20 protein-coding genes are annotated in these 22,045 nt (G+C 36.0%); 6 read left to right on the top strand and 14 right to left on the bottom strand.

What is annotated here, in order from left to right; all coding sequences use genetic code 11:
* Positions 1-4 precede the first annotated feature (4 nt).
* From B3D94_RS00315 to B3D94_RS00305, 3 genes are all read right to left on the bottom strand, one after another.
* Positions 5-1,321 carry a GntP family permease gene (locus B3D94_RS00315; RefSeq protein WP_291753349.1) on the bottom strand — a complete coding sequence of 439 codons (1,317 nt, stop codon included), beginning with the start codon at positions 1,319-1,321 and terminating at the stop codon, positions 5-7.
* A 67-nt stretch (positions 1,322-1,388) separates the two neighbouring features.
* Positions 1,389-2,909 (bottom strand): CoA-acylating methylmalonate-semialdehyde dehydrogenase, encoded by a 1,521-nt coding sequence (locus B3D94_RS00310; RefSeq protein WP_291753548.1) that lies wholly within the window; start codon positions 2,907-2,909, stop codon positions 1,389-1,391.
* Positions 2,910-2,924: 15 nt separating this feature from the next.
* Positions 2,925-3,818 carry an NAD(P)-dependent oxidoreductase gene (locus tag B3D94_RS00305; protein ID WP_291753346.1) on the bottom strand — a complete coding sequence of 298 codons (894 nt, stop codon included), beginning with the start codon at positions 3,816-3,818 and terminating at the stop codon, positions 2,925-2,927.
* Positions 3,819-4,054: 236 nt separating this feature from the next.
* Between B3D94_RS00305 and B3D94_RS00300 the strand changes: the two genes are divergently transcribed.
* Positions 4,055-4,666, top strand: coding sequence for a TetR/AcrR family transcriptional regulator (locus tag B3D94_RS00300; RefSeq protein WP_291753344.1), 612 nt, complete (start codon positions 4,055-4,057; stop codon positions 4,664-4,666).
* 44 nt (positions 4,667-4,710) lie between these two features.
* Here B3D94_RS00300 and B3D94_RS00295 read toward each other — a convergent pair whose 3' ends face one another.
* The 6 genes from B3D94_RS00295 to B3D94_RS00270 form a co-directional block, all read right to left on the bottom strand.
* Positions 4,711-6,717 carry a putative bifunctional diguanylate cyclase/phosphodiesterase gene (locus B3D94_RS00295; protein ID WP_291753342.1) on the bottom strand — a complete coding sequence of 669 codons (2,007 nt, stop codon included), beginning with the start codon at positions 6,715-6,717 and terminating at the stop codon, positions 4,711-4,713.
* Between the two features lie 29 nt (positions 6,718-6,746).
* Entirely contained in the window at positions 6,747-8,903 is a 2,157-nt protein-coding gene (locus B3D94_RS00290; RefSeq protein ID WP_291753339.1) for an RNA degradosome polyphosphate kinase, read from the bottom strand.
* Positions 8,893-10,446, bottom strand: coding sequence for a Ppx/GppA family phosphatase (locus tag B3D94_RS00285; protein WP_291753336.1), 1,554 nt, complete (start codon positions 10,444-10,446; stop codon positions 8,893-8,895). The genes B3D94_RS00290 and B3D94_RS00285 overlap by 11 nt, the downstream gene beginning before the upstream one ends.
* Before the next feature lie 161 nt (positions 10,447-10,607).
* Positions 10,608-11,510: a chemotaxis protein gene (locus tag B3D94_RS00280; RefSeq protein WP_008174137.1), complete on the bottom strand. Its 903-nt coding sequence runs from the start codon at positions 11,508-11,510 to the stop codon at positions 10,608-10,610.
* Between the two features lie 65 nt (positions 11,511-11,575).
* Positions 11,576-12,898, bottom strand: coding sequence for an MFS transporter (locus tag B3D94_RS00275; protein ID WP_291753332.1), 1,323 nt, complete (start codon positions 12,896-12,898; stop codon positions 11,576-11,578).
* 210 nt (positions 12,899-13,108) lie between these two features.
* The gene (locus tag B3D94_RS00270; RefSeq protein ID WP_069480190.1) at positions 13,109-13,429 is read right to left on the bottom strand and encodes a winged helix-turn-helix transcriptional regulator; all 321 of its coding nucleotides are present in this window, start codon (positions 13,427-13,429) and stop codon (positions 13,109-13,111) included.
* Positions 13,430-13,584: 155 nt separating this feature from the next.
* Here B3D94_RS00270 and B3D94_RS00265 point away from each other — a divergent pair, with 155 nt between their 5' ends.
* Positions 13,585-13,977 carry a DoxX family protein gene (locus B3D94_RS00265; RefSeq protein ID WP_069480189.1) on the top strand — a complete coding sequence of 131 codons (393 nt, stop codon included), beginning with the start codon at positions 13,585-13,587 and terminating at the stop codon, positions 13,975-13,977.
* 68 nt (positions 13,978-14,045) lie between these two features.
* On the opposite strand, the gene B3D94_RS00260 is transcribed toward B3D94_RS00265, so the two are convergent.
* The 3 genes from B3D94_RS00260 to B3D94_RS00250 form a co-directional block, all read right to left on the bottom strand.
* Positions 14,046-14,912: an NAD(P)-dependent oxidoreductase gene (locus B3D94_RS00260; protein ID WP_069480188.1), complete on the bottom strand. Its 867-nt coding sequence runs from the start codon at positions 14,910-14,912 to the stop codon at positions 14,046-14,048.
* A gap of 294 nt (positions 14,913-15,206) precedes the next feature.
* Entirely contained in the window at positions 15,207-15,383 is a 177-nt protein-coding gene (locus B3D94_RS00255) for an aspartyl-phosphate phosphatase Spo0E family protein (RefSeq protein ID WP_008174142.1), read from the bottom strand.
* Positions 15,384-15,475: 92 nt separating this feature from the next.
* A complete protein-coding gene (locus tag B3D94_RS00250) occupies positions 15,476-15,664 on the bottom strand; it encodes a hypothetical protein (RefSeq protein WP_008174143.1) in 189 nt (62 codons plus the stop codon).
* A gap of 123 nt (positions 15,665-15,787) precedes the next feature.
* On the opposite strand from B3D94_RS00250, the gene B3D94_RS00245 reads away from it, so the two are divergent.
* The 3 genes from B3D94_RS00245 (at position 15,788) to B3D94_RS00235 (ending at position 17,430) form a co-directional block, all read left to right on the top strand.
* Positions 15,788-15,976 carry a YkvS family protein gene (locus tag B3D94_RS00245; protein WP_004224583.1) on the top strand — a complete coding sequence of 63 codons (189 nt, stop codon included), beginning with the start codon at positions 15,788-15,790 and terminating at the stop codon, positions 15,974-15,976.
* 79 nt (positions 15,977-16,055) lie between these two features.
* Positions 16,056-16,673, top strand: coding sequence for a CPBP family intramembrane glutamic endopeptidase (locus tag B3D94_RS00240; RefSeq protein ID WP_069480187.1), 618 nt, complete (start codon positions 16,056-16,058; stop codon positions 16,671-16,673).
* A gap of 61 nt (positions 16,674-16,734) precedes the next feature.
* Positions 16,735-17,430, top strand: a complete 696-nt coding sequence (locus tag B3D94_RS00235) for a hypothetical protein (RefSeq protein ID WP_291753281.1) — start codon at positions 16,735-16,737, stop codon at positions 17,428-17,430.
* 113 nt (positions 17,431-17,543) lie between these two features.
* Here B3D94_RS00235 and B3D94_RS00230 read toward each other — a convergent pair whose 3' ends face one another.
* Positions 17,544-17,990 (bottom strand): MarR family winged helix-turn-helix transcriptional regulator, encoded by a 447-nt coding sequence (locus tag B3D94_RS00230; RefSeq protein WP_008174146.1) that lies wholly within the window; start codon positions 17,988-17,990, stop codon positions 17,544-17,546.
* 122 nt (positions 17,991-18,112) lie between these two features.
* Positions 18,113-19,480, bottom strand: a complete 1,368-nt coding sequence (locus B3D94_RS00225) for an ATP-binding protein (protein WP_291753258.1) — start codon at positions 19,478-19,480, stop codon at positions 18,113-18,115.
* Positions 19,481-19,790: 310 nt separating this feature from the next.
* Here B3D94_RS00225 and B3D94_RS00220 point away from each other — a divergent pair, with 310 nt between their 5' ends.
* Positions 19,791-21,530: a B12-binding domain-containing radical SAM protein gene (locus B3D94_RS00220; protein ID WP_291753256.1), complete on the top strand. Its 1,740-nt coding sequence runs from the start codon at positions 19,791-19,793 to the stop codon at positions 21,528-21,530.
* Positions 21,531-22,045: the final 515 nt, after the last annotated feature.

The raw sequence follows: 22,045 nt of genomic DNA, 5'->3' as shown, positions 1-22,045 counted from the left end.
CCTCCTACATCCCTATTGAAAATAATATAATGGCAATTATTGTACCGATGGTTGGAATAATAACCGTCAACGCTCCAAATGGCATATAGGCGTCCTTATGCTTTTCATTACAGACTGAATTAATGGTAGTGACAACATAACCACCATGTGGCAAAGAATCAAGTGATCCTGATGCAATGGCAATTGTCCGATGCAGTGCCTCTGTATCTACCCCCATGTCAATATAGTGAGGTGCAAGCAAAGGCATCGCAATTGTTTGACCACCTGATGCTGAACCTGTTAAACCTGCTATGACAGCAATTGCTAGAGCTCCCCCAATTAATGGACTGCCAGGAATATTTGTCATGACATCTACCGTAGCTAAAAAGGATGGCGTTGCTTTTACGACACCACCAAACCCTACTACAGCCGCTGTATTAGCAATGGCAATAATGGCACCCATTGCTCCCGCTGCTAATGTCGTTCCAACGGATTTGGCATACTTGTAACTCACTAAATAGGCGACAATACAACCACTTGTCAAAGCGACAATTAAAGCAGAAGTTCCAAGCGAATTATGGAAAGCAAAAGAAATCACTAAAACGACTAGTAATGGTATTAGACTAAGAAGTGGGCTAGGAAGCTTCCGCGTTTCATCAATTACTGGATCTGTTAAGCGTTCAATAAATATTTCCCCATTGTTCACAGCTCGTTTAATCATCATATTCAGCCAAAGTGAACCACCAACAGCCATAAAAATAGCGACAACAATACTTACTTGCCAACCTGCATAGGGTGTCGTTCCAAGGTATTGAATTGGAATCCAATTTTGAATTTCAGGTGAGCCAGCTGACGTCATCGTAAAAGTGACCGAGCCTAGACCAAGTGCAGCGGGGATAAAGCGTCGTGGAAAATTCGCTTGTTTGAATAAACTGATGGCCATCGGATAAACAGAAAATGCAACGATAAAAACAGAAACACCCCCATATGTGAGGACCGCTGCGGCTAATACAACCGCATATGTTGCATATTTCACCCCGATTTTTTCAACAATCCATTTAGAAACACTATCAGCTGCTCCTGTATCCTCCATAACTTTCCCGAAAATAGCACCTGCCATAAACATTAAATACCAAGAACCAACGAAACCAGTAAATCCATCCATATAGCTCGTTAGAAAATTAGCTTGATTTTCATTAGCAGTTTGTGGAAAAAACGCAAGACCATTAGTTAAAGCAGCTAACAGTGCAGTTAACGGTGCTGAAATAAGTAAATTAACGCCTCTCATTGTTAAATACACTAATAATGCTAAACTACCAAAAAGACCAATGTACGCCAACATGTACACCCCACCCATACCCATTTTTTTTGGAAAAAGAGCTGTATATCGCTACAGCTCTTTGTTGGTACTAATCGTTATTGCTTGGGAATGCAAATGTTGATGCAGTGGATGTATCACTTACCATCCAGCGTTCCGAAACGGTCTTTGTTTTTGTAAAAAATCGCGCCTGATCTGGACCAAACATATGCCCTTCACCAAAACGAGACCCTTTAAAACCAGCAAAATTATGGTAGCCTACTGGAATAGGAATTGGTACATTCACTCCTACCATCCCGACGTCTATTTCTGTTGTGAATTTACGAGCCGCTAATCCATCATTTGTAAAGATAGTGACACCATTTCCTAGCTCATGCTTATTAATTAGTTCAATAGCCTCCTCCAGAGAATCTACGCGTACAACATTACGAGCAGGTCCAAATACTTCTTGCTCATAAATTTCCATACCTGGCTTTACATGATCTAATAGGGTAGGACCTACATAGAAACCTTTTGACTCTTTAACAATATCCAACTCACGACCATCACAAATAATGGACGCTCCCTCAGATTCTCCACGATTAATGGCAGCGAGTATTGCTTCTTTTGATTGTTGAGAAATAACTGGACCAAAATCTGAATCTGGATTTGTATATGGACCTACCTTTAGATTAGTAATTTTCTCTTTTAAAATCGACACTAGACGATCAGCAGTATTTTTGCCTACAGGCATAATTGTGGATATCGCCATACAACGCTGAGATGCTGCCCCATAGGCTGCCCCTATAAAGGCGTTTGCAACTTGTTCAAGATCTGCATCTGGCATGACAACCATATTGTTTTTTCCACCGCCAAGTGCCGTTACACGTTTTCCATGCTTAGAACCGGTTTCATAAATATACTTGGCCACTGGTGTTGAGCCCACAAATGAAATCGCTTGCACAGTTGGGTTCTCTAAAAGTTCATTGACTGCATCTTTATCACCATTCACCACTGTCCAAATTCCATCTGGTAAGCCCGCTTTTTTCCATAGCTCACTAACATATAAAGCAGTCATTGGTACACGTTCAGATGCTTTTAAAATCACAGCATTTCCTACCGCAATGGCCATACTCGTTTGAGCTAAAGGCACCATGATTGGGAAGTTAAAGGGTGAAATAGCCGCTACCACACCTAGTGGATATTTTGCTGAATAAGCGTTTATTTGACCTCCAACATTAACGGAGTATTCCCCTTTCATGAGATGTGGGGCACCGATGGCTAAATCTACAGATTCAAGACCTCGTGTAATTTCTCCTTTGGCATCTTCCAACGTTTTTCCGCTTTCCTTACAAATAATTTGTAGTAGCTCCTCCATATTTTCTGTTATAAGATTGCGGAACTTTAAGACGATTTCTGCACGTTTAGCCACAGATGTATCACGCCATAATGGAAAGGCTGCTTGAGCCTGCTCGATTGCTTCTTTTGTCTCCTCTACTGTTGCAAGTGGCACTTTAGCAATGACATCACCCGTAGTTGGATTGTATACAGAGCCAAATCTGCCACTTTTCCCTTCAACTAACTGTCCACCAATAAAATGCGTTAATGTTTTAACCTCTTGAGCTGTCGTCATCATCATTTCCTCCTCTTATAATTGTTTTATTTTACATGTATCCTTTAAGCTTAAATAAGCTGCAGACATATCATTTTCACCATAGCCCTGCTGAGCAATCTCACTATAAAGTTCCACCAATTTTTCGCCAATTCGAAGAGATACACCCGCTTCATCAGCCATGCCCTTTGCTAACTTCAAATCTTTCAATAATAGATTCGTTGAAAAACCAGGTGTATAATTATTATTTTTTATATATTCCTCATAGTTACGCTCATAAATCCGACTTTGACCGTAGCTATTACTTAATACTTCATACAGCGTATCCGCATCAATCCCCATTTTTTCACCAAGCACAATCGTTTCAGCTACAGCCTCTGTGTAAAACCCAATCATTAGATTATTTAATAATTTAAGACGTGTACCTACACTTGAGGATAAACCTAGATGATAGATTTTCTTTCCAACTATTCCGAAAATTTTACTTGCACTATCATAATCGTCCTTGTCACCACCGACCATTATCGTTAGGGTAGCATTTACAGCTCCTATAACCCCTCCACTTACAGGTGCACCTAAATATCGTAATCCCAACGTACTTGCTTCTTTATGTAACGAATCATTTAAGTCGGGATTGACCGTACTAAAGTCAATAAGTAAGGCACCTTTCTTAGCATGATGTATAATGCCCTCCTCTGATAAATACACCATTTCTACAATTTGAGGTGTTGGTAAGCTAGTCATTACCACATCACATTGCTTTGCAACATCCTTTGCTGATTCAAGACCTATACCGCCAGCTTCTGTAAATAGCTCCACTGCCTTTGCATTTGTATCAAAGCCATACACCTCATAGTTTGCCTTTAATAAGTTAATAGACATTGGTAATCCCATATTTCCTAACCCGATAAATCCTAATTTTCTATTCATTTGAATATCCCCCAATCCTTGAGAATTCGCCAATAGTGCTGGATGGTCACTAGCCAACTACAGTTTTTTAGCGTAACATTAATAACGAGATATCTTCACTGACCTTGGTCAGTGACTACGGTCAACTAAATCATAATCAATATAAATCCATCTCGTCAATTAAAAATTTTATATTTTCAGAATTTTCACTCTAGAAAATATTTTACAATACTTAATATCGGAGGTAATTTACCACTATGGAATCTCTAACAAGCAGGCAAAAAAAGGCATTAGAAACTCGTGATAAATTATTAAAAACATCATTAGATCTTTTCAACAAATTCGGATTTGAACATGTTACTGTCGAACAAATTACAAAGGCTTGTCATGTCTCAAAGGGTACTTTTTATACACATTTCCCATCCAAATATGATATTATTTTAGAAAAATTTAAAGAACTGGATCATTTTTATAGCACTGTAGAAAAAAATATCGACCGTACATTACCAGCAAGTGAAAAAATTTTAATAGTGTATCAAGAACAAATGAAATACTTAACGAATGTTGTAGGAAAGGACCTGTTACGCACTGTGTATACTGCTGCAATGACAAATCAAGTAAAACAGGATCATTATTTAATTAATCCAGAACGCAAGATTTTTCAAATAATGAATACATATATTGAGGAAGGGCTACAACAAGGTGAACTAAGCCATGATCTATCAGCTAATGAAGTGCAAGCCATCATACAACGTTGTATGCGTGCCAATGTTTATGATTGGTTAATCCACGGTGAGGACTTTAACTTGGCCGCAGAGATGAATCAATTTACAGCTATTGTGTTAAACGGCCTCAAAAAAGTCAAATAAAAAAAAGTAGCACTCCATCCATGATGATGAGTGCTGCTTTTTAACTAGCTGACGAAATATTTCTGTACAATTGTTTCAACTGGTAAAGGTTTATTATACAAATAACCTTGTCCCTTTTGACAACGATGGCGTTTAAGAAAATCGACTTGTGTGGGCTCTTCGATTCCTTCGGCAATTACCTCTAGCCCTAGGTTATGAGACATCGAAATGATGGCTTTAATGATGGCCTCATTTTTATCATCTTTAGCGATATCTCGAATAAACGATTGATCGATTTTTATAATATCGATTGGATAACGTTTTAGATAGCTTAATGAAGAATAGCCTGTTCCAAAGTCATCTACTGACACATAAACCCCTAATTGCTTCAGTTCCGTAAGAATCGAAAATGTCTCATGTACATTCGTCATAGAGCTTTCTGTAATCTCTACCTCCAGAAGTTCTGGAGGCACCTCATATTTCTTTAATGCTGCCTTTATTTTTCGCGCGAAATTTTCTTTTCTAAACTGTTTTGGTGATATATTGACAGCTACGCGTACAGGACGATAACCTTTCGATTGCCATTCTTTTTGATGACGACAAACCTCGTCAATAATCCAATCACCAATTTCAATAATTAATCCTGAAGCCTCCGCAATAGGTATAAATTGTGCAGGTGACACAAAACCAAATTTACGGTTATTCCATCGCAATAAAGCTTCAAAGCTATTGATGCTATTATTTGTTAAGTCCATCTGTGGCTGGAGATGCAGACTAAGTTCATTAAATTCAATAGCACGTCGTAAATGAGCCTCCATTAAAGCTTCATTTGGGAAAATTGCCGTCATATCTTCACGATAATAACGATAGTGAGATCGTCCATGCTCTTTAACAGAAAATAATGCTTTATCGGCTTTCCTTACAAGTGTCTCTAAATCCTTGCCATCTGCTGGACTTAGGGAGATACCGATTGAAACGCTAATAAAGTATTCCTGCCCGTCTATCATAAATGGTTGTTTTAAAACATCCAAAATGGCATTAGCAGTATGTTCAATTTTTTGAATAGTCGCATCTTTTAGCACAAAGATAAACTCATCACTGTTATAGCGAAAAAGTGTACATTTTGAATAGCACAGTTCATTAAGTCTTTGACTAAACATGCGCATAAGCTCATCTCCCTTACTTTCACCTAGGGATTCATTAAATTTTTTAAAACGATCAATATCCACTAAAATAAGGGCTGCTTGCTTATGCTCTTGTTTTTTGTCGTTTAGATGATGTAGCCAATGTTCCTTGAATGCCTTACGATTCCAAATGCCTGTTAATTCATCCATTAGCGCTAAGTAATAAAATGCCTCATGGTCATTCATAAATGAATTTGCATCTTTTACAAATAAATGGACACCTATAACCTCACCATTATAATAGGTTGGGTGCGTTCTTAAGTAAAAAGTCTCTTTACTTAGCAATTGGTCCTTAAATAAGCATTTCGGCATACCAAAAGCTGAACCTTCAATTGTTTTGGCAAATAATAATTTAAATTCTTTTATATATTTACTTTCCAATAATGAAAAAATATCTCGTCCTATTAGGCACTGCTGCTGTCTAGAGAGTGCTGACGTAACAGCCATGTTTTGATGAATAATTCGGCCTTGTAAATCTAGTGTTAGTACAGGACTTACATGTTGTTCCACGTATTGTAAATAAGGTTTTTCTTCTAACTGTGTTTCTCTCAAAATAACCGCAACCATGGATTTAGAAAAGTGTTGTACATGAATAGCAAATGCTCGTTCATAATAACCGGTACCTAATTTCAGGACATGCTGTGTATGGTCTTCTTCGTTTAGAAAATTCGACAACTGCAGCCAGCATTGCTTGGTAAAAAAACGTTCAGCGTTCGTCGCTGCTTTATCTTGCAGCTCCATAAATGATAATAGCTTATCATTAAAATCAACGACTTCGAACACCTTTTCATCAACTTTTATCAAACAAACGACTGCATCAAACGGATTCATTTGAATGAGTTGTTGATAATCTGCAAATGGCGCTACACTCTCTCTATAATTTTTCATTCTATCCCTCACTAAGTATCGTGTTTGCTTTATTCTTCGTCTAGCGTAGGCTTTAATGCATCTTGTAAGAAAATCTCCTGGCTATTCAATGGATCTTCACTACGATCAAAATCTTTATAATGATACTTACCATTGGAATCTTGAATACGAGCCTTAGCAGTATCCATTAATTGTGTATTCATTATGTCAATAATACGAGTTTTTGCTTCATTTGCATATACAGGGAATAAAATTTCTACACGTTTAATCATATTGCGTGTCATCATGTCAGCTGAAGATAAATATACTCTATTCTCCCCATTATGGTGGAACCAATAAATTCGAGAGTGTTCAAGGAAACGACCTACAATACTTGTTACTGTAATGTTTTCACTAATGCCAGGGATACCAGGTCTAATACAGCAAATACCACGTATTATAAGCTCTACCTTTACCCCAGCAATCGAAGCCTCATATAACTTCATCATAAGATCCTTGTCTGTCAATGAATTCATTTTAGCTCGAATAAAACCATTCCCGTATTTTTTATGACAAGCAATTTCTTCATCCATTAATCGAATAAATTCATCTCGAATATCAAAAGGTGCTACGACTAAGTGATTAAATGTAGGTTTTTCTGTATAGCCACTTAAATAGTTAAAGAAGTTTGTCGCATCAATCCCAAATTCTTTATCTGTCGTTATTATGCCCATATCCGTGTAAATTTTTGCAGTGGCATCATTATAATTTCCTGTGCCAAGATGAACAAAGCGTTCAATTTTGCCATTTCGGCGACTAACGACTAATGTGATTTTGGAGTGTGTCTTTAAATTGTTCATCCCATAAATAACAAGACATCCTGCTTGTTCTAGCTGTTTTGCCCAATGCACATTATTTTCTTCATCGAATCTGGCCTTTAGTTCAACTAAAACTGTTACTTGTTTACCATTTTCTGCGGCCAGCTTCAGTGCTTGAATAATCGGTGAATTACCACTTACTCGATATAATGTTTGTTTGATTGCTAAAACATTCGGATTTGTGGCTGCCTCCGAGATAAAATCAACGATTGGCGCAAATGATTCATATGGATGATGGAAAAAGATATCTTGTGTTAATGCTTTTTCAAAAATATTTTCATCGGATTGTAAATCTAGAGGTGGCTGTGGAATAAAGCTTTCATATTCCAAATGTTCACGACCAACAGCTATACCTTTAACAAAAGAGAACATAAAGGTTAAATCTAAAGGTCCATCAATATGAAAAACATCATTTTCTTCAATTTCAAATTCATCTAATAAGTAGAGAAGCACTTCTTCATTCATTTCACCAACTCGAACTTCTAGACGGCTTCCTACTCCCCATTTACGTTTTTTCAACTCTTTTTCAATTTCAACGAGAAGATCCCTTGCGCCCTCTTCATGGATCGTTAAATCGGCATTCCTTGTTAAACGGAAGGCTTGCGCTGATTTTACACTATAGCCATAAAATAATTTTTCAATATGCGCTACAATGACATCCTCCAATAATACAACGACCGTTTTACCTTCTTCAGTAGGCACTTTGATATAACGATCTAAAACAGATGGTACCTGAACGATTGCGACTTTTTCACGACTTTCATGATCCGATTCATCCTGCTCTAAAAGGACTAGTAAATTGAGTGTTTTCCCAAGCAATGTAGGGAATGGTCGATAAGCATCTACTGCTACAGGTGTTAGAACTGGGAATATGGTTTCTGCAAACATTTCATTAATAAAAGCTTTTTGTGTGCTATTTAAATCTTTCATGTCTGCAATATGTACATTATGCTGTGGTAATAAATCATAGATTAAATGGCGGTATACTTCAGTTTGTCGACGCACTAAAGCCTGTGTACGTTCTGCAATTTTAGCTAATTGTTCCTTTGGTGTTAACCCAGATTTATTCTCAGCTTTATGGAATCCTGCTCGAACTTGATCTTGTAAGCCTGCGACACGTACCATAAAAAACTCATCGAGATTTGAGCTAAATATAGCTAAAAATTTCAAACGCTCGAGCAGAGGATTATTCACATCCTCCGCTTCCTCTAATACACGCTCATTAAAAGCAAGCCAACTTAACTCTCGATTATTATAGTACTGAGGCTTCGCAATCTCCTCTAATAATCGACTATGTTTTTTTAAAAACTCTTCCTCATTTAGCTCATTATTTGTTATTTCAGTTGTCATCCGTATTCCATCCTTCTTCAATAAAATTGATTGTCATTGGGATTTTTAATGCTCGCTCTAAATGTTTTTTATGTCGATTAGCTTGATACTTTTCAGCTGCTGCATTATTCTTTACATAAATATTGAGCTGTACATAATCTTCCTCTGGATGCATCTCAATTGCATGTACAACATTTCGCTTTGAGACATTTAAAGCATAGACAAATTTTAATAACGCTCCAAAATCTCGTATTTTTCGATACTCCTCACGATTCATCCAAGTGGAGAACGGGGCAGCAAATCGTTCAAAATAATCTTTGTTTTTATAAGAAGCTAGAAGGGCTAGTTTGACTCTTTCTAGGTGATTTAGACCATCAATAGATTGATTTGCAATCAAATAAAAGGTGTGTTGGCTTGCAGAGCTTAATTCGATATATTCACCGATATTAAAAACCTTTGCTGCTTTTCTTATTAACTGCAAATCTTCTGCATTATATGGTAAATAAACTAAATGACAACATTCGCGATACAATTGATCAGCTAAATGCATCAAATAATCAACCTCTTTTTCAGTTCGACCATACTGTCTTGCAAGCCTTCTGGCATTTCCTTCAAACACATTATATTTATCAAAGGCATTGCTATCTGTTTGCAAGATCTTTTTAATAATCAGTCCCTCACGTAATCCCTTCTTCGTAAGCTGAAATGACTTGCTTCCTACAGTCTCCATTAACACTTTAAATACTTCTAAGGCAGGTAAAATAATATCAGCACGGTCTGATGACAGGCCATCCAGCTGCTTCAATTCTTGGAAGCTTAATTGACCTAAAAATAAGCTTAATTCATCTAAATCTTCTTTTGTCATTTCGTATCCATGGACACTGGCAATAGGATAATCATGTTTTTGTTGATGAATTTGTGCAATATTACGTGCACTCCCCCCAATTGCAATAATTGGTAAACTACTATTTTGAATCCATGATAATGTTTGAAATTGCTCTTTTATAAAAGCAATAAGCTCCTTCTTTTCACCGCTATTAATGAGGTCCCCCTTCACAAAACGTTGCTTTAAAGAAACTGTCCCGAATGGAAAACTATGTGATTGTTGAATTTCTTTATTTTTAAATAGCGTAATTTCGGTACTACCACCACCAATATCAATCGTAACTCCCGATTTTGTTCCACTGGAATAAGCAACAGCTACAAAGCCAAAATAAGCTTCTTCTTCTTCTGATAAAAGCTCAATTTGGATGCCCGTTCGTGCTTTCATTTCTGCAATTATTTGGTCGCGGTTAGTAGCCTGGCGGATAGCAGCAGTTGCCGCAGCTTTCACATCTGTCACTTCAAAATCTTCTAACATCGCTTTAAATGTTTGTAATGTCTCGGCTAACACATGGATACCTTCTTCAGACATCTCACCAGAGGGTTGTATATATGTACGTAAACGTGCTACCGTTTTAATATTTCCTAGCTCATGTAGCCCCTCTTCATTGTTGTACTGATATAACACTAAGCGAATAGTATTGGAGCCGATATCAATAATAGCTGTTTTAAGTTCATTCAAATAATCACATCCTTCAAGCATCTTCAGTTTATTTTGTTCACAATATGTAGACCTATACAAAAAAGTCGGATCCTTTAAAGGCATCCGACTTTACTTTCATTTATTTATACTTTCAGGATACCCATTATTAAAATTGTGAAGTATCATGTAAGGCACAATTATTACAGAATTAATTGGTCTACGCGTAGGATGAGCTCTGCAATTTCTGGCTTACTAATTTGATCTTCTGCTCCTACCTGATCACCTTTATGACGAAGGTCATCTGTAATTAGACTTGAGAATATGATAACTGGAAGTTTTTGAAGATCAGGATGCTCTTTGATTTTTCTTGTCAAATGATGCCCATCCATTTGTGGCATTTCAATATCTGTTACGACTAATTGAATATGTTCTGCGATATCACTACCGCTCTTGGCAATTCCTTCTAAGTATTCATAAGCATCTCGGCCATTTTCAAAGAACTCTACATTATCATAGCCCGCTTCATTCATCGTATCAAATAATAACTTCCGTAATAGTGGTGAATCCTCTGCAATTAAAATACGTTTTCCAGTACGTTCACGTTTGCCCAGCTTTTTAACAGATTCCACACTTATGCCCGATTCTGGATTAATATCCACCATAATTCTTTCGAAATCGAGTAGTAGAATCATTTGCTCGTTTTGTTTAATAACACCTATAACTTGTGATGTTCCGCCCTGATACATATCTGAAGGCTTCTCAATTTGATTCCATGATATACGGTGAATTTGTGTCACGTTATCCACATGGAACACAACACGTTGCTTATTAAATTCAGCAACAATATATTTTTGTTGCGGGTTACGCTCAGTACTCTGAATTCCTAGTACCCGTAGCATATCCACAACTGGTAATACTTCACCTCGTAATTGAATAATTCCTTCTACATGCGGGTGCGCGTGTGGAATAAATGTTACTGGAATCGGTTGAATGATTTCTTTTACTTTAATTACATTGATACCAAACTTATTGTTAGCCACTTCAAATTCAACGATTTCTAGCTCATTTGTGCCACTTTCTAATAATATTCCTTTATGTTCCAATGCAACCCCGCTCCTTTCTCTACTTCAATTTATAATTCAATTGTATCATAGGCAATACATTTCTCCTACTTGCTATTTCCATTTTTATCATTAACTTTTAGATGTACCAATAGGCCGATGACTGTCATTACGATTAGCGTCGATAGTGCGACACGGCTAGCTAATGTACCGTAATCCTTCATCCATAATGTAACTGTTCCATATACGGCTGGCCCAATAATGGATGATACTTTCCCAGAGAAAGCAAACAAGCCAAAGAACTGCCCACGTTTCTCATCTGGTGACAATTCAATAATATAGGTCCTAGACGTTACCCACATAGAGCCAAGTGATATACCAAAAAGACTACCTGCAAGCCAAAACATCCATTGTGCTGTGGCAAATACAGCAAACACTAAAGCGACAATCATAATTAGGGCTACCATAGTAATAGCACGTTTAGCTCCTACTGATTTTGTAATATAACCAAATGCCAAAGACCCAATTATCGTGGATACAGTAGAGACTAAATAAAGAATGATAAATTGACCCGAACTAAACCCGACAATAGCCGTCGCGTAAACTGCCATCATTGCAATCGTAGTAGCGATAGCATCATTCAAAAAGAAATAAGCGATCATAAAAGTAAAAATCGCTTTATATTGCTTCATATCCTTGAAGGTTTGAATAATTTCTTTATAGCCATCTATAAATTTTAAAGACTTTCTCTGTGCTTTTGGGATCGGAGTATCTTTATTGATCAAAAATAAAGGCAGTGAAAATAATAAATACAAAATGGCCGTAGGAATAAATGCGCGATGAAAACCACTGTTGCCAACATACAAATAAACGAGAAGACCAAAAAGTGTACCCAAATACCCAATTGCAACGCCATAGCCAGATATAAGTGGCATTTCTTCTTTCGTTCCTAAATCTCCCATCATGGAATCATAGAATACTAGACTCGAATTAAAGAAGAACTTTGCAATGACAAAACTTGCCACGACTAAAAATAAACTAAGTGGTACGCCTGAGTAATGAATGGTTGTCTGTAGATCCGCAAATATCCCCATCATAAAAGTAAAAAGAATGGAAATAGAAGCAAACCAGACAATAAATCTCTTTTTATAGCCAGTATTATCAATCCACACTCCGAAAAGTGGAGAAAATACTACAAGTAATAAGCTTGCAATGGCATTCGCATACGAAATAAATGTACTAGCTACTTGTTGCATGACTTCATTTGTTCCTAATACCTCATCCATATAAAACGGGAAAAAAATCGTATTAATATTTGAAGAAAAAATTGTATTAGCAAAATCATAGAAAGCCCATGAAAGTATTGGCAATGATAAGTAAATCGCTAACTGACTTCGATGCTGGACATCTATTGCTGAACTCTTTTTCATAAAACCCTCCCTTACATTCTCTATAATAATCAATTAATTTCTTCCCGTAATAAAAAATTCCTTTTTTTAAAGAAAATTAATATTATTTACAATATAACAGTAAACTCATTGAAACATAACTGCTAAAAGTTCGATAAATAAAGACTTTCTAAATCTTTTTCTATGTAAAAAAAAAGATATTCAAGCCCCCTCGCTTGAATATCTTTTTTATTATTCTTCGGTTATTGCTACCCATTCAGAAGACCATTGTTCGATTGCTTTTAGCACCGGTGCAAGTGCGTATCCCTTTTCCGTAAGTTCATACTCAATGATGACTGGGGTAGAAGGAATGACAGTGCGTATTACAATTTCCTCAATCTCTAGCTCCTTTAATCGCTCAGTTAATACGCGGCTGCTTATATTTAACTGATTTTTAATGACTGAATACCGCTGAGGGCCATCTAATAATTGGAAAATAAGTAAAGTATTCCAGCGATGATTTAATACTTTTAGCGCCTTTTCAAATCGAGGACAAATTTTTTTTTGATCCACGTTACAAGCCTCCATTGTTAGTAGTTCATATACAACAGTATAACACTTCTTCCAACATTCAGTTCTTAAAACACATTTAGTTACTTGACAAAAGTTGTTTTTAAAAATAAACTAAGTTACGAATTGTAAGTTAAATGAAAAGGAGATACTTTATAATGCAAAACATTGGTTCAACTATTTTACGTGTCGTTCTCGGTACTATTTTTGCCGTGCATGGTTTTCAAAAATTTCAAGGAGGAATTAGCTACACGGCAGACTTCTTTGAAAGTTTAGGTATACCAGGATTTATGGCGTATATCGTTGCAATTATTGAGTTAGTAGGAGGTATTGCCCTTATTTTAGGTTTAGCAACAAGAATTTTTGGCGCATTACTAACGATGACTATGATTGTGGCCATTTTCACAGCTAAGCTAAGCATTGGCTTTATCGGGGCTGATGGTTTAGCCGGATACGAATTAGATTTAGCCTTGGGTGCAATTGCTCTTTACTTCACGCTAGCCGGTGCTTCTAGCTTTTCACTAGACGCCCAACTTTTTGGGAAAGAGTAACAAAAAAACCTGAAGTCTCTCCAAAATGAAGAAACTTCAGGTTCTTTTTTATCCATATAAGATTTTTATTATTTGTAACGCTGAAGAAGAGCCTGTGTCCCATTATCACCATAGCCCTCTTCGATCAATTTTTCATACATTTCATAGGCTAACGCCAATCCTGGCAAAGTAATTCCCATTTTCTCGGATTCATCCAAAGCTATTTTCATATCCTTCACAAAATGTTTGATATAAAAACCTGGTGCAAAGTCTTCTTTGATCATGCGTGGTGCCAAATTACTTAGAGACCAAGAACCTGCCGCACCTGATGCAATGGACTGCAATACGGTTGGTAAATCTAACCCTGCCTTGAGTCCATAAGCAAGTGATTCGCATACGCCAATCATGCCTGAAGCTATGGCAATTTGATTGCACATCTTTGCATGCTGGCCTGCCCCTGCCTTACCTTGATAAACAATATTTTCTCCAAAATGCTTCATCAGCGGTAAAACATTATCGTAAGTTGTTAAATCGCCACCGATCATAATAGACAATGTACCATTTTGTGCACCGATATCACCACCTGAAACAGGCGCATCTAAAGACTCTACACCAATAGTTTGTGCATGCTCATATATTTTCTTGGCTAAAGATGGCTCTGAAGTCGTCATATCAATGACAAGGTTGCCGGGTTCAGCTGTTTTGAAAAGACCATTTTCTCCAAAATAAACCTCTTCAACATCTGAGGGGTAGCCAACCATTGTAAATGCAATGTCTTGATGTTTAAATGCTTCTGCTGGCGAACTAGCCCATGATGCTCCTAAAGCTACTAGTGGCTCTGCTTTTTCTTTAGTACGAGTATACACCGTTACCTCATGGTCATTTTTCAATAAGTGTTTAATAATACTTGTCCCCATTACGCCAGTTCCGATAAATGCAATACGTTGCTTTTTCATATGTACATACTCCTTTGTCATATAGTTAGGCTTCTTTCGCCTAAGTGACTTGATGTTTTCAGTTTAGGCGAATAAATAAAATAATTCAAACTCTTCCTATAACTTGTACTAATATATAGATAACTTGCATATATACCGAATAAGCAAAAAAAAGAGAGCAAGTGATTGGGGGATCACTGCTCTAAAGGGGGAAATGAGAATGTTGCTGTGTTCATAGTAAGTTATTCCCCATTAAAATGCATTTTAAACATCTATTTTTAAAATGTTATTACTCTGAATACTGGAACAATCTTTTTATTCGTCTTGGTCTTTTTCTTCATCAAATGCTGTCTGTCTATAATAGGTATTCATTAACTGGTCTAATCTGCGACTCAGTTGAATGGTTTTTGCATTTTGTAACCCGTTTTCAACACCAGAGCGAATCATCAACTCACGAGTTTGTTCCATTTGTTTCAAGAGTAGATTGACCATTCATACAACCCTCCACACACAAATAATCATACCATTATTATACATTTATATTTCATTTCTTACAGCATTAACTTACGACAATGTTCGACAAATTAACTCCTAGGTATTTCGTTATAAGTATAGATAATTCGTCCATTTTGCTTGGCCTCACCTCTGAAATGTTTAAATAAAGGATGCCCTACAAGAATTTCTCGAAATTCGTAAAAATCTTCCTTTTGAATTTCAATACTTCCTATTTCCCCATTTTGTAATTGTTTAAGCATATTTTCGTATTTTTCCATTAGTTTTATTCCTTTCTTTTCTTCTTTTGTGTAATAAATTATGAATTATTTAAAAAAAGCTTTACGTTTACCATTTTTTCGTGCAAACTGTATATTATTAGTCGATGAAGGAGCTGACTGTCTGTGAAAATAGCTGAAGTTGGGAATATTATCGAGTTTAAAAATGGTCTCCAAGGTATTGTCGAAAAGGTAAATGAAAATTCGGTGATTGTTAACTTAACATATATGGAGAATTTTGATTCCCTTGAAATTGAAGAGAAAACGGTTGTCAATCATAAACGTTACAAAATTTTATATACGAATGAAGCTTAATAGTCTGAATAGTCCCTATTTGTCTTTATAGATGATATGGGGCTTTTTTTTTGATAAAATTAAAGCATGGAGGTCGTATATGCTAACAAATTCAAAACAAACAATACTATTACTCCTTTCTCTATTATTCGTTTATGGCATGCTTGCCTTTACCTTTGCTAACCAAGCAGTATTTTGGTACATGTATGCATTTACTTTACTAGTATGTATTGCCATCGCCATATTAGCTGGTTCTATTGAAGATCAACTACCCACATGGCAATTTTTACTCTTTGGGATTGGATACGGTACCATCACTTATGGTATTATTCGCTTCGGTTATTGGCTTGCTCCATTTATTAATAATAACTTAGTACAATCTGTTCATAAATTTTTAACAAACTATGGACCACAAAATATTTGGCACTATGCATTACTTGTTTTTATTGTTGCCATCGGCGAAGAATTATTTTGGCGTGGTTATGTTCAGCAACAATTAAAACGCTTTATGCGTCCAACTTTGGCTATCCTAGTGACGGCCGTTTTATGCGCAATCTCCATTGCCCTAAGTGGTTTTATTTTAGGCGTGGTTGCTGCACTTGTGACAAGTATTATTTGGGGCTTCTTGTATGAATGGCGGAAAAGTATGCCACTTGTTATTGTAGCTCATGTAGTTTTTGTACTATTATTATTTTTAGTGTTACCTTTAACATCATAACATTATTATTTGGAAACATTTTAGCTTTACTAACGTTTAATTTAGAAAAGGAGGGTTTTTTATGCAAAAAAAATTATTTTCAATTCTTGCATTATTATTAACAGCAGTACTAGTTGTAGGTTGTAATACCTCTGAAAAAACAGAGGATTCAGATGCTCAGCAAAATGAGCCGTCCAATACTGCTGCCGATCAAAAACCATCTGGCGAAGAAACAGCAGGTGAAGCACAAGAGGAAGAAAGTACAGATACGCCTGCATCAAATGAAACAAATACTGAGGATGCTTCTAAACAGCCACAGCATGATGTGACTTACAAACAAAATGGTGTAGATAAAACAGAAAAGGCAACTGAATCTAAAAGTGTTGACCAAAGCTATAAACTACAACAACTTCCAGGATTCACATTAACGCAAGAAGAGCCAGGTAAGGATATGCTAGTATCTAATGATGATGACGAAGTGTTTATGCGTATTGAAACAATTGAGACATCACAATCAAGCTTTACTGAAGTAAAAACAGCTATGCAAGATTATATGAATGCTGTAGGTGATACAGTAGCTTTAACTACTGATGAATTAGCTGTATTCAAGGATGTACAAAATATTGAAGGTTATGTTGTAGACTTTGACACAGAGAAAGTAATTGGGGTTGTTTTTGAAAATGATGGTCTCATTACAAAATTAACTATTCACGATAATGATAAGCTAGATTTAACGAATGCTATGATGAACATGGCAGCAACTATTTCTAAAAAATAATAATTCGTAATACAAGAAGGACGATAGACAAGGCATTGTCTATCGTCCTTTTTATGTATGTTTGAGATCCATTTACACTAAAAAAGTTGTCTCAAATGAATGAGACAACTTTTTTAATAAGATAAATCTTTAATAGAAAGGCCCATTTTCTTTAATAACGTAATAGCTTGCTCTTTTTCTTCTGAAGATAATACGCTCATTATTTCATGCAAATGCTGCTCGTGTTTTGGGAATAGTTCTCCCATAAATGCTTCGCCTTCATCCGTGATTTCTGCATATGTCACACGACGATCTGAAGGACAGGATACACGCAATAAATAGCCTCTTTTTTCAAGCTTATCAATGACATACGTAATAGACCCACTGGCAAGTAAAATTTTATTGCCAATTTGCTGTAATGGCTGTCTTCCTTTATGATAAAGAAGCTCGAGAACAGCAAATTCAGTTGGGTTTAAACCATTATCCTGGAATAATTGATGTGTTGTCTCATTGATAGCTTTAAGTGCCCGTGACAATACAATATATAATTTTAAAGATTGTTTTAAGTCTTCTGACGTCATATTCTTTTCCTCTCACTTCGCTCTTTATACTTGACATTATAGCGATATTAGAAAAGCATTGTCAAAAGCATTATCTGATTTAGAAGGTTATATTGTTGTTATCCAATCATTTTTTACTCTCTTTATGTTACCAAATAGGCAGAATCTTTTGTGGATACTTCCATTGTATCCACTTGGTTAAATGTATAGATTGGGAACTGCAGATGGAAGCATGTCCCCTTCTGTAATTCACTATTAACACCTATAACTCCATCGTGCTCTTCTATAACTTTTTTCACGAAAGCAAGGCCCAGTCCTGTCCCTGTTGATTTTGTCGTGTAAAAAGGCTGGAATAGGTTTTGAAGGGTTGTGCTATCCATTCCAACGCCTTCGTCTTTAATTGTAAGTTCAACAATCGCGCAGTCATTTGTTGTCATTTCTACAGTAATCGTACCACCATTATTCATGGACTCCATCGCGTTTTTGATGAGATTCATTAACACTTGCTTTAATCGATTTTCATTTCCACCAATATAAACTTGATTTGGAATTGAAATGTACTGAATCATAATATTTTTCATGAGTGCATCTGGTAACATAAACTCAATAACTTGTTTCACAATATGATCTAGTTCCAATAACTCTACTTTCATAGTTGATGGCTTGGACAAAACTAAAAGCTCTGATAAAATTTGTTCCATTCGTTGAAGCTCGCTATCAATGACAGAGAGATACATGCGTGATTCATCGTCAGCATTTATCTTCAATAAATCAGTAAAACCCTTTAAAGAAGTTAATGGATTACGAATTTCATGCGCAATACTCGCTGCCATTTGTCCAACAACATTTAAAGCCTGTTGATGCTCAACTTTATGTTGAAGTTGCTTCTTCTCTGTTTCATCATTAATAACTGTGACAATAATATTATTGTATTCATCAAAGATACTGGAAATTTCATAGTAGCAAGTTCTACTTACTTGTGTTTCATCGACAACGTGAAGACATGCATGTTTTTCACCCATTAATTTAGAAAGGTAGGATGTAATTTGCCCTTTTTTCAATGTAAATAGATCAAATATATGCTGATGAGCTTTATAGAGTAGCTGTGAGCTTTCTACTTTGAGAAACATTTCTGCATACTTATTAAGCCCAAGAATTATACCGCTAGAGTCACTTACTATAACAGCATACGGTAAGTAATCATACGCATTAAAAGATTGGGATCTTTCATGCTCCTGACTAACGTATAATTTATGGGTAACATCATCATGTAGTGTGGAAATTTGCGCAACAATTTCTTCCGCATTTGGGTCGTAGAAACATTTAAAAGATAACATTTCATACTCATTTCCTATTGTGCGAATGTTGAAAATTTCTTCCGATCGTAAATCCTTTTGTAATTGTTGGACGAACTTCGCCCATTTAAATTTAGATGGCTCGTCCATAGCCAAATTGCCAATATACGTTAAATTAAGATTAAATAGTTGGATAGCAGCCTCATTAACGTTCAAAATTTTCCCTGCTTTATTGAGTATAAGTGTTGGTGACGAAGTACTTTTCATAAGATTTCCAAAACATTGATTAATATCATTTTGCTTCAACTTTCTCACCGAACCTTTCAAAAGAGTAAAAAACCTCTAAATCGAATTTTGAGCCTTTACTATACATTATGACAGCACGATTCTATTATTACAAAATTTAGTAAATTTAAGTATTTTAAATTATTTCACGAACTGTTCACAAAATAAATAGGTAAAAAGAATTATATTGTATGTCAAATACTTGACTGATACAATTAGATATTGAAAGGAAGATTATTGTATGAATACTATTTTAACTACTTTAAATGCAAAGTATATACACACGAACCTAGCATTGCGCTATTTAAAAGGTGCGGCTGCACCCGAATTCAATCCAATTATAGCAGAATATACAATTAAAGACCCTGCTTTTAATATTGTATCAGATTTGTTCCAAAAAAAACCTGATATAGTTGGATTTAGCTGTTATATTTGGAATATTGAAGAAACAATTCATGTTATTAAAATGTTAAAAACGGTCTGTCCAGATGTTAAAATTTTGCTTGGAGGACCTGAGGTTTCTTATGATTCTCACCATTGGCTACGCCGTATACCCGAAGTAGATTTCATAGTGATGGGTGAAGGAGAAACTTCTTTTAAGCAATTGTTACGTTATTTACACGGTGAAATATTACTGGAGGATGTCCCTGGAATTTGCTATTTGGAGGACGGAAAAGTTAAGATTCACGCTCAACCACCTAAGATAGATTTGCGCGAATTAGCGAGTCCGTTTCGCTTCGAAGAGGATCTTCCCCACCTTGGCAAACGTATTCAGTACATTGAAACAAGTAGAGGCTGTCCGTTTAGCTGCCAATTCTGTTTATCTTCTATAGAGGTTGGTGTTCGATACTTTAACCGCGAAAAAATTAAAGAAGATATTCGTTTCTTAATGAATAATGGCGCTAGAACTATAAAATTTGTGGATCGAACGTTTAATATAAGCCGTAGCTACGCTATGGAAATGTTCCAGTTTTTAATTGATGAACATAAACCAGGTGTTGTATTCCAGTTTGAGATTACTGCCGATATTATGCGTCCGGAAGTTATCCAATTTTTAAATGACCATGCACCGAGAGGTTTGTTCCGCTTCGAAATTGGTGTTCAGTCCACTAACGATTTAACCAATACACTTGTACAGCGTCGCCAAAACTTTGAAAAACTAAAACGAACAGTGACAATGGTTAAAGATGGTGGAAAAATCGATCAACATTTAGACTTGATAGCAGGTTTACCTGAAGAGGATTACGCAAGCTTCCGTCAAACCTTTAATGATGTTTTTGCCATGCGACCAGAAGAACTTCAACTTGGCTTTTTAAAGCTTTTACGTGGTACAGGGCTTCGAGTGGAGGCTGAGAAGTTTGGTTATACTTACGTCGATTTAGCGCCTTATGAAATCTTTTCTAATAATGTCCTTACATTTGATGATATTGTTAGCATTAAACACGCAGAGGATGTTCTAGAGAAATACTGGAATGATCATCGTATGGATCATACAATCGAATATTTAGTAACCGAGGTCTTCGATACACCATTTGACTTTTTCCAAAGCTTTGGTACGTATTGGGAAACTAAGGGATGGTCCCGTATTGGCCATCAATTAGAAGATTTATTCCGCCGTTTACTAATGTTCTTAGAAACTGTGGAAGGGGCGAATTTAAACATTATTCAGAGCTTAATGCAACTAGATTATCTAACGGTTCAGCAATTCCAGCCACGTAAACTATGGTGGAAGGAACGTCCAACAGTAGAGCAACAAAAAATAATCTACCAGACATTACGTGAAAATCCGGCTATCGCTGGTGAGGCATTTGCAGACTTTAAACTTACTGAGAAAGAGCTGTTTAAGCATACTTTGGTAATCCCACATGCTCTCAATTATGATGATTTCCTGAATGGCAAAATTGTACAAAAAGATGGCTATCTTTTAACTTATTTCCGTCATGGTCAAGCTCCTTACTTTGCAACAATCCCCACACTTTAATAAGAAACGCTAGTCCTGTAATGAACGATCAGGACTAGCTTTTTTTAATGTCTTAAACAATTCTTAAAAATGCCCTAAAAAGGGTTGAGCTATTTAAAGCATTTCTGCATGCTGAATTTATTAGTCAAGTAATCATAGCAATTCTAAAAAAGTTTAGGGCAAATTTCTTAAAGACTGACAATCTATACGTTGAAAATATACCCACTTAATATTTTCACACTCGGGAAATAAATTTTTAAATTTTTAGAAAATTTTGTGACAACTGACACGTTTAGGCGTTTTGGTATCAAATGGAGTCCTCTTATCCTATATCAAACATCTTATTCTCTTCATAATTTTTACGTTTATTTGCGTGGTGTTTTTATGTATTTTTTATTGTATTGGAAATACCTATTCAATTTCAATAGATAATTTTCATTTTCTAAAAAAATGTATAGAATTAGTATAGTTGTTTTTTAATGTATATACAGCTGTAATGACAACTTTCGACAATTTTATCTCTTTTTACCCCTATA

The sequence above is a fragment of the Lysinibacillus sp. UBA5990 genome (genome assembly GCF_002429815.1).
In the GTDB taxonomy this organism is placed as follows: domain Bacteria; phylum Bacillota; class Bacilli; order Bacillales_A; family Planococcaceae; genus Lysinibacillus; species Lysinibacillus fusiformis.
The sequence above is the reverse complement of the archived record's forward strand: the minus strand, read 5'-3'. Positions and strand labels throughout refer to the sequence as shown.